Origin of the sequence: Arthrobacter sp. STN4 (genome assembly GCF_024539665.1) — a bacterium.
Classification (GTDB): Bacteria; Actinomycetota; Actinomycetes; order Actinomycetales; family Micrococcaceae; genus Specibacter.
Map to the genome: position 1 here is coordinate 1 of NZ_JAKZGX010000057.1, position 5,015 is coordinate 5,015.

The window sequence follows — 5,015 nt, forward strand, 5'->3', positions numbered from 1 at the left end:
TGTCCTGTCTCAATTTAGTTGGCCATTTTCGCAACTTACCTGGCCACCTACGGCTTTCTGGGGTTTGTCTCAGTTAATATGGCCACCATGGATGTTGCTCGCGCGTTGAGGTCGCTGCCTTCGAACATGACGGACGAGACTCGTGTGTTGGCGCGCCTGGACGGGCGGATGGTCAATGCGCCGCTTTCCGCGGCTCTGGCATCGCTCGCGCTTGAGGCGGCACTTCCGGTGCGAGCGTTCTTCTCGTGGCGGGGCAAGCGGAACTACGAGGGCCTGTGGTGGTCCAGCACGATGCGGTCCCATGTGGGGTTCGAGAGCCTGCTGGAGCGCGACTTCCTGCTCTCGACGGACCATGACCGGGATGTCGTTGGGGTCGCGTCCCAGCCGTTCGCGTTCTTGTGGCCGCGCGGGACCGACGGTGCCCGGGGGCATGTGCCCGACTTCTTCGTCCGGCTGCGGGACGGCACGGGCCGGGTCATCGACGTTAAGCCCGCTGGCCGTGTCCGGTCCGCGGGGCGCCAGTTCGGCCTGACGCGCGAAGCTTGCGAGGCGGCCGGATGGGACTATGAGGTCTTCACCGGGCTCGCCGAACCGCGGGCGTCCAATCTGCGGTGGCTCGCCGGGTGCCGCCAGGACCGCTTCGCTCCCGACGGCACCACAGCGGCCGTGCTGGTCGACTCGTTCACCCCTGAGACCTCGCTGGCCGGAGGCGTCCGACGGGCGGCCAGGATGCTGGGCTCCGACGAGAACATCGTCCGCGCGCACGTGTTCCACCTGCTATTCACCGGGGCACTGGCCGTCGACCTCGACGCCCCGCTCACCCAGGACACGCCGGTCTTCCCGGCTGGCGCGACGGCGGACTCCGCCTGGGAAGCCGGCTCGCGGGAGGCTGCGTCATGAAGTCGGTGCGCCTGTTCGACTTCATCCAGTTCGACGGCGTCTCGTGGCAGGTCATGGCTCAGGATGGTGCCGAGCTGGCCTTGAAGAACCTTTCCACCGGCCGCATCCGCCGGGCGCCGGTCGCAGAGCTGCTCTCAGACAACTCGTACCTGCCCGATGCGCCCGCTCCCCTGCCGTCCCTGGACGGTGTCGCACTGCTCGAAACCCTCGAGCCCGGTGCCCGCGCGCAGGCCGAGTTGCTGCACCGCCACGTCTACGAGCTCGTCAACGGGACCCCGCCGGACGCCGCCCCCGGAACGGCGCCCAAGCCGGACTACGATCTGGCCAACCCGCTGCTGCGCCGGATCGAGGCCAAGGCCGCCGAACTGGCCACCATGGGCACGCCGATCTCGGCCCGCACGCTGCGCCGCCACGTCGCCGCCTACCGCAAGCACGGCATCGCCGCACTGGCCGACGGGCGCAACACCCGACAGAGCACTCTGGCTGGCTGGGCCGACCCGGACCTCGTGGCGCTGCTTGAGGCCGAGATCGCCGGGCAGACCAACACGTCCACCGGGACCCGGTCCCGCGCCGTGACCCGAGTCAGCGCCCTCGCCGAGCAGCAGGGCCTGAGGGTCCCGTCCCGCGCAACTCTCTACCGGATCTTGGCCAGACTGGAGAAGTCCCGGCACCCGTTCGGCAACGCCACGACCCGCAGAACCCAGGCCAACCGCCCCGCCCGGTCATGGGGCCGGCAAGCGCCCATGCGGCCGGGGGAACTGGTGGAGATTGACTCCACACCCTTGGACCTGATGGTCATCTACCCCGACGGGTCAACGGGCCGGGTCGATCTCACCGTGGCCCTGGACGTGGCGACCCGAACGCCGCTGGGAGTGATTCTGCGGCCGGTGGCGACCAAGGCAGTCGACGCCGCAGTCCTGCTGGCAAGGGCCATGGCTCCCCTGCCGATGCAACCCGGCTGGGATGCGGCCCTGGGCTACTCCCGGTCGGTCCTGCCACAGGGAATGCTCCCCAAAGACGAGGACATCCGCACCGCCATCGCAGCCAAGCCCGTCATCGTGCCCGAATCGATCACCGTGGACCGGGGCAAGGTTTATATCGGCGCCACGTTCACCTCCGCGTGCGAACGCCTCCAGATCAGCCTGACCAAGGCCGCCCCGAGGACACCAACCGACAAGCCCCACATCGAGCGCTTCTTCGCCGGGGTAAACTCCGGCTTCACCCAATATCTTGCCGGCTACACCGGCCCGAACGTTGTCCGCCGCGGCAAGGACCCCGCAGCCGAGGCGCGGTTCAGCCTCGCCGACGTGCAGAACCTCCTGGACTGGTGGCTCGTCGCCGTCTGGCAGAACCGCCCGCACTCGGGCCTGCGCCACCCGGCCATGCCGAAAAAGGACCTCACCCCGAACGAAGCCTTCGCAGCGCTCTCCGGCGTCGCCCCGCAGATCCCGGTCACGCTCACCCGCGAGGACTATATCGCCCTGCTGCCCTTGGACTGGCGCAGCATCCAGCCGTACGGGATCAACTTCCACAGCCTCCACTTCGACGATCCCGCCCTGCACGAATACCGGGGCGTGCACTCGGGGCTGCCCGCCCCCGCGAACGGACGCTGGGAAATCCGCTACGACCCCTACCGGCTGCGGTCCATCCACGTCCGCGACCACCGCAAGGGGGTCTGGATCGAAGCCGAATGGACCATGGCACGCCAGCTCGCCGGCCCGTTCTCCCTCGATATCCTCGCTGCCGCGAAGAAGGCCCTGGACAGACGCTCCGGCAGCATCCCCGGCGCGGACCTGCTCGCCGAGGTCAACCGCATCCTCACGGCCCCGGCAGGGCGGGCCGAGGCCCAGGCCACCAGACGCGCCAGCGCCGCGCCATCGAACGTTCCGGATCCCGCTCCGCCGCTGCGCCTGGCCCCTGTCGCCGACGAAAAACCTAAGCCCGAACCGGGCTCCGCTGCCCCATCCGAGGCGACTGCAACCGCACCTGTTCGTCCGCGTCCGCGTCGTCATGCCCGCCGCATCGACCTTCTGGAGGACTGAACCATCGCGACACCCGACTCCCTGACCGCCTGGCGCCAGTTCGTCGACCACGCCCCGATGGAGCCGGAGCGGCTCTCCCGTAAGGAGCTCAAATCCCTCTCCCCTGAGAAGAAGGACGCCTACGACCGGGAACGCTTCGCCTGGCTGGCAGCCGACACAGTCCTGGAGACCACAGACACGCAGGCCCTTTCCCGGCAGACCAAGATCATCCTCGCGCGCAACGCGGCCACCACCGCCACGGCGCGGCGAGGGCTCGCGGTCTCCGGGGCGGCCGGGATGGGCAAGTCCACGGCCGCGCTACTGATCGGCAAGCGCCATGAGAAGGCCGAACGCAGGCGCCTCGATCGTGCCGATGACGTGTCCTTCGCCCCGGTGGTCTATGCCGTGATCCCGCCAGCAACCACGCCGAGGATGCTCATGCAGGCCTTCGCTAACTGGCTCGGCCTCCCGGTGCCCCAGAGGTCAACCGCGCAGTTGGTCACCGAGCACGTCGTGGGTGTGCTGCGCACCTTGGGGACATCGCTGGTGATCGTCGATGAAGTTCACAACCTGACGACGAACAGGCAGGCAGGCGCCGAGGCGGCCAGCACCCTCAAGCAGTTCGCCGACCGGCTGGACGCGACCTTCCTCTACGCTGGCATCGACCTGCCCACCACGGACCTGTTCGCCGGGGACATGGGGAGGCAGATCAAGGCCAGGATGATCATGCATCAGATGCGCCCTTATGGGATCGGATCCAAGACAGACCGCGAAGCCTGGACCGAGCTCGTCCTCGGCGTCGAGGACCTCCTCACCCTTGCCGAGCACGAACCCGAATCCCTCGCCGAGGAAGCCTCATACCTGTGGGACCGCACCGGCGGGAGCATCGGCGGCCTGCGCGCCCTCCTGTCGGACGCGGCCATCGGAGCGATCATCGACGGCACCGAGAAGATCGACCGTCGCCGCCTCCAGGCCATAGCCACCGACTACGCCGCCGAGGAACACCACCACACACGTGCCGCCATGTCCTCCGACAGCGGCAAGCGCGGGCTGCAGCGGGCCCAGTGACGATCCAGCCGCTCCCGGTCCCCACCAGAATCTTCGGCGGCGAGGGCTTGATCAGCTACGCCTCCCGCCACGCAGTCCGCAACGGCACGACCGTCCAGGAGATCGAACGCTCCCTCTCCGAGGCGGGAGCGTTCCCCAAGCCCAGCCACCGCCGGACCCCGGAAAGGCTGCAGGCCTGGCGCAGCCTCGGCGACCTCCACGAGAGGGCCTTCGCAACGCCGGCCGTGATCGACGGCGCCGACGTCATCGTCCGCGCCCTCTGCCTGCGCTGCACCCAGGGATCCGGCGGAACCGGGCGGATCCCCCGCATCGGGTGGGTCTGCGCTGGACACCGGCGCTGGCTCGGCACGCCACAGCACGACATCCGTGCCCTGCCCGAACTCGTCGCCGCCGAACGCCACTACCGCCGGGTCCTTGCGCCGCGCGGCGTCCTCGTCCGCTCCCCCATCATGCAGTGGGCCCGCGAATGCGCCATCACCGGGATCGCTGGATCCCATGCGGCCGAGCGGTACCGTCGAGGCGCCACCTCCAACCTCACCCTGGTCGCCTACCCCGAAACCGTCAGAATCGCCCGTCTTGTCACGAACCCGGGATTCAACACGCAGATGCTCCAACCAGGACTCCGCGCCGGTGAACGCCACGCCATGAGCGTCAAAGCCAGTACGGGATCCTTCCCCCGAGCTGAGGACGACGAATCATGGCGTGTAGCCCACCGGGTAACCGCTATGTTCAACGCCATCGCCCGGGAAATCGAGAGGAATCCCTTCCGCATGGGAGGCGCTTCACCATCCAGCACGCCACTGGCTCAAGCCTGGAAAATCTGGGGCAGATAGCCCACCCGCCACGGCACCCGCTCAGCGACACCGAGCCTCAGTCCGCTTCCCCGGAGCTCACCCCTCGTGGGACAAGGAGGCGGAACGTTCCATACGGAATGGCCAACAAAATTGAGACAGTTCCTACCCCATCCGTCTCAATTTATCTGGCCTCTTCCCACGTCAACATGGCCAACTAAATTGAGACAGGACA

4 protein-coding genes are annotated in these 5,015 nt (G+C 68.2%); all 4 read left to right on the plus strand.

The genetic code is table 11. From position 1 onward, the window contains the following. Positions 1 to 168 precede the first annotated feature (168 nt). The 4 genes from MMF96_RS19190 to MMF96_RS19205 are packed head-to-tail and all read left to right on the plus strand — an operon-like array spanning position 169 to position 4,822. Positions 169 to 900 (plus strand): TnsA-like heteromeric transposase endonuclease subunit, encoded by a 732-nt coding sequence (locus MMF96_RS19190; protein ID WP_256884453.1) that lies wholly within the window; start codon positions 169 to 171, stop codon positions 898 to 900. Next, positions 897 to 2,942, plus strand: coding sequence for a Mu transposase C-terminal domain-containing protein (locus MMF96_RS19195; RefSeq protein ID WP_256884450.1), 2,046 nt, complete (start codon positions 897 to 899; stop codon positions 2,940 to 2,942). The genes MMF96_RS19190 and MMF96_RS19195 overlap by 4 nt, the downstream gene beginning before the upstream one ends. Positions 2,943 to 2,999: 57 nt before the next feature. Continuing rightward, positions 3,000 to 3,989, plus strand: a complete 990-nt coding sequence (locus MMF96_RS19200; protein ID WP_256884451.1) for an ATP-binding protein — start codon at positions 3,000 to 3,002, stop codon at positions 3,987 to 3,989. Further along, complete coding sequence (locus MMF96_RS19205) at positions 3,986 to 4,822, plus strand: hypothetical protein (RefSeq protein ID WP_256884452.1); 837 nt, start codon at positions 3,986 to 3,988, stop codon at positions 4,820 to 4,822. The genes MMF96_RS19200 and MMF96_RS19205 overlap by 4 nt, the downstream gene beginning before the upstream one ends. The last annotated feature ends 193 nt before the right edge of the window (positions 4,823 to 5,015 follow it).

Excerpts from the sequence above, each read along its gene's own strand:
- MMF96_RS19190 (WP_256884453.1), top strand. The coding sequence starts at position 169 with ATGGTCAATGCGCCGCTTTCCGCGGCTCTGGCATCGCTCGCGCTTGAG.
- MMF96_RS19195 (WP_256884450.1), top strand. The coding sequence starts at position 897 with ATGAAGTCGGTGCGCCTGTTCGACTTCATCCAGTTCGACGGCGTCTCG.
- MMF96_RS19200 (WP_256884451.1), top strand. The coding sequence starts at position 3,000 with ATGGAGCCGGAGCGGCTCTCCCGTAAGGAGCTCAAATCCCTCTCCCCT.